The organism is Agrobacterium sp. LR_9 (assembly GCF_041954855.1).
Taxonomy (GTDB): Bacteria; Pseudomonadota; Alphaproteobacteria; order Rhizobiales; family Rhizobiaceae; genus Agrobacterium; species Agrobacterium leguminum.
In genome coordinates this window covers 1-3841 of record NZ_JAVAYA010000050.1, presented here as the reverse complement: position 1 = coordinate 3841, position 3841 = coordinate 1, and the positions used below count along the sequence as shown (strand labels likewise).

At 60.2% G+C, this 3841-nt stretch carries 3 protein-coding genes; 1 reads left to right on the top strand and 2 read right to left on the bottom strand.

The features are described 5' to 3' along the window. On the bottom strand, positions 1–732 hold a 732-nt coding region (locus RAC79_RS25430; RefSeq protein WP_374997684.1), incomplete at its 3' end, for a hemagglutinin repeat-containing protein. A 630-nt stretch (positions 733–1362) separates the two neighbouring features. After that, on the bottom strand, positions 1363–1815 hold the full coding sequence (locus tag RAC79_RS25425; protein ID WP_174039190.1) for a hypothetical protein: 453 nt from the start codon (positions 1813–1815) through the stop codon (positions 1363–1365). 450 nt (positions 1816–2265) lie between these two features. On the opposite strand from RAC79_RS25425, the gene RAC79_RS25420 reads away from it, so the two are divergent. After that, positions 2266–3819, top strand: coding sequence for an ATP-dependent endonuclease (locus RAC79_RS25420; RefSeq protein WP_374997683.1), 1554 nt, complete (start codon positions 2266–2268; stop codon positions 3817–3819). The last annotated feature ends 22 nt before the right edge of the window (positions 3820–3841 follow it).

Here is a 3841-nt window from a genome sequence, read left to right as displayed (position 1 = left end):
ATTGCCGTTTTCGTCCGTGAACTGCGATAGTGGATTGAGGCGGTCGTTTAGTGCATTTTTGAAGGCGTCGGTCGAGATTTGGGTATCGCCGCCGCCACCAGCTTTCGCTGCTCCGCCAAAGATCGAGGCCCCGGTAGTCGCCAGATTGACGGCAGCCAGCCCCGCCGCAAGTCCATTGTCGGCATTGGCAAGCGTTGCGAGTTTGGCGGTGACGGGATTGATGCCGGCAAGACCCGACAGGATCTGGCCACTGGAGCCGCCCTTCAATGCGGCGTCTATGCCGGCGGATCCCGGGAAGCTCAGCCCGACGTAAAAACCCTTCTCCGTGAAATAAAGCGCATCCTGCGCCGCTTCCAGCCGGATCGTGTCATCGGTCTTCATCAGAAGGTCGTTGACGGCGGCGATCTTCACGCCCGTACCGGTGATCGGACCCTTGGCATTGAGCGAGACGTCATTGCCCGAAAGGCGGGTGACGGTCGTATCGACATCGTTCCACGCCTGTTTGACCGAGCCCCAGCCCAGACCCTTGAAACCCCATTCCTTGTAGCGGTTATGGACTTCCTCACTAACGACACCCATGTCGATTTTGCCGGTGGCGTCGATCGAGAGCTTGTCGAAGGCGCTGACCAACGCGCCGTTCAGAAGAACATCGCCGGGAGCGGTTCCCTTCGCGCACAGGCTGCCACCGTCGCATACGCTGTAACCGGCAAGGATCGAGACATCGCCACCCACATGACCTTGTGAACTTTCATCCCTTCGCGCGACCTGTTCTCAACCCTGGCGCACTCGTTTCGTGAATATGACGAAATCGCAAAAGTCATGCTTCGAGAGCCGTTGATGGTGGAGAAGGGTCCCGTCGGCATCATGCGCAGGTCGCTGTGGGCCGAAGGCTTGAGGGAGCCGGAGGTGTCGCAGAGACTCGCCGAACTCCAGGCGATTGAGCCACAAATACACTGAGCCCGCTGCTCGACACCGCTGCCCGGTTAGCCTCACCACTCCAAACGGGACCCGCCCAGCATTTCGAAAGCGATGCCGAAATGCGCGCTTTCCGGATAGTCGAACGCCCAAGGCATGGCCATCGCCTCTCCGACAGTCATCGATGGGAGATCTTCACCCCATGACTCCGCGCGGGCCGCACCGGCCCTAGCACACCCCTTCACCAGACAGCCCTTGCCCGGCCGCACAGCGCGGCCGGCATCAGACACCTGCGTTCAACGGAGCCTTCAATGACCCGCGTCAGACAACTCATCCGCTTCATGAAGGAGCTGGAGTCCGGCTACGACCGGACCCAAATCCCGCTTCCTTCCGAGACCGTCTTCCTCAAGCCGGATAATCCGCTTATCTCGGGACGGATTCGGCCCTTCACGTCGGCGTCATCGCGCGCTGGCGGCCCCGTTCGGCATAGGCGCTCGCTCCGATCCTGTTGCGGATCGTCAGACGACGGAGCCTGGCAACGGTTGGGATATCGACCTCGGTTCCGTCTGCAAGAGCGTCCAGCGCAGCTTGACGGGTATCTGCATCAGTCGCGATCAGCGCCTTCACCACGTGAAATGGGACGCAGCGCTTGCGCAGGAGTGACTCGCAGGATCCGAGGGTCTCATCGAAGGCGAAGATCGACGGCAGGTCGCTGCGCGGGATGCCGCATTCGACAACCAGGAAACTGCGCAGATCGTCGTCGCTCATCGTTGAGCGCATTTGGCCGATGCTGGCGATCATGTCGAATTGGGCTTTGGCAATGGATTTGCGGTTCGCCAGGATTCGCTTCATCAGCGCCCCCGGGTCCTCGCTCGTCATATTGTCTGCCTTCTCAGCCATCGCCAGCCTCTGTTGTCATTGCTGTCTAGCAGGCTGGTCCTTCTGTCCCGGAAATGGATTCGATCAAATTCTAACTATCCTGTTCGAAGTTCGCCGGTCATACCAATGGCGCGATGTCGTCCGCCTTCCTGATGGTGGACGCTGGGAAGGCGGAAGTGTCCGTCGATGCAAAGGGTTCTATTTTCAGCCTCACGTTCGCTAATCGATCAGTGAGAGATCCCAAAGAGGGAATTGGGCACAGGAAGCCGAAAGCTGGAAACCCCAGAATACGGAACAAATGCCCCAACCGATAACTATGTGGCATTGGCCAGCTTTGCGCCGTTATGTTGGTCGGTTGCTGTTCCTCGACATTGCACCAAGCTGCCGCTGCCTTACGACCGAAGTGGTCCAGATCTTTTGCACCTGCTATAGTGCAACCATACGTTTCAGAGAATCATTTGGGGCATCTGTTTGCACATTTCCGAGATATATGCCGCTGGCTTTCGTTGCTTTGCTCCGAACACTCCTCTGCAACTGAAACTTTCGCGCGGCCTTAATATGCTCGTGGGACCGAACGACGCCGGGAAGAGCGCGATCATCGATGCTGCCCGCTATGTCCTCTGGACACGCGGCGACGACTACATCCGACCGGACCTACATGATTTCCACGTCGATGCCCATGGCGTACGGGGTTGCGACTTCATCATTCGCTGCACCTTCGACGATCTCAGCGCGGATGAAGAGGCTCGGTTCCTCGAATGGTGCACCAACGAAAAGGGGAAGCTCCGTCTCCACGTCTGTATGCGGGGCGCTCGCCGCGTTTCTCCTGGTGGTGGCAGCATCATCTCCAGCCAGCACCGCGCCGGCGCCGAAGGCGAAGGCCTACCGCTCGACGGGGAACTGCGCGAGTATTTGAAGGCCACCTATCTCAAGCCTCTGCGGGACGCCGAGCGTGAGATGCGAGCGGGGCGCCGGTCACGCCTGTCGCGTATTCTGGGCGCAATGCCCACGATGGGGCCTCAGAGCAAGCCGGCGGCGCCAGGTGCCAACGCTACGCTCCATGACACGCTTGCCGCCGCAGATGTCGCCGTCCGAGACAACCCTGCCGTGGGCGGCGTGGCCAATAGCGTGAACACTGATTTCCTCGACAAACTGTCGTTCGTCGATGATCGCCTCTTTGCGACGCTGGACCTCGGCGCTGGTGGTTCGTTCGATCAGATCCTCGAAAGGTTCGAGCTTTATCTGAATGCCAAGGCTGGCACGGAGCGAGTGCAGCGGGGGCTAGGCTACAACAACCTGCTCTTCATGGCAGCCGAGCTGCTATTGCTTCAGTCGCATCCCGACCAGGTGCCGTTTCTGCTGATCGAGGAGCCCGAAGCGCATCTGCATCCGCAGCACCAGACGCTCTTCATGGAAGTGCTTGCGGCCCGCGCCGCGAAGCCGGACCCGGGCAATGGCGAGACCCATCAGCAGGTCCAGGTATTACTCACTACCCATAGCCCGCAGCTCGCGGCCGGCGCTGAGCTTGAGACCATGACGATGATCGTCGGTCACCGCGCTTTTCCGCTGGGCGCGGCCCATACCCGACTCGAAGTGGACGATTATGAGTTCCTTCGCCGGTTCCTCGATGCGACCAAGGCCAACCTGTTCTTCGCTCGTGCGCTGATTGTCGTCGAGGGCGACGGCGAGCACCTGTTGCTGCCGGCAATCGCCGAGAAGCTGGACCGTCCGCTCAGCCGCCACGGCGTGTCGATCGTCAATGTCGGCCACCGTGGTCTGTTCCGCTATAGCCGGATTCTGCAGCGTAAGGCCGGGGATGCGGTGCCGGTGCCTGTGGCGCTCATTCCAGACAGGGACATCCCGCCACCTGAAGCCAAAGGTCTCGTCGGCGAGCGCAAGACTGAGAACGAGTTGACCCAGGACGAGATCGCAGCGCGGCTGAAGACGCTGCGGCGCGATATCGGAGATCCCGTCGACGCTTTCATCGCCGATAGCTGGACACTTGAGTTCGATCTTGCGTGTTGATTTGCACTGAGAAGTGACCCGG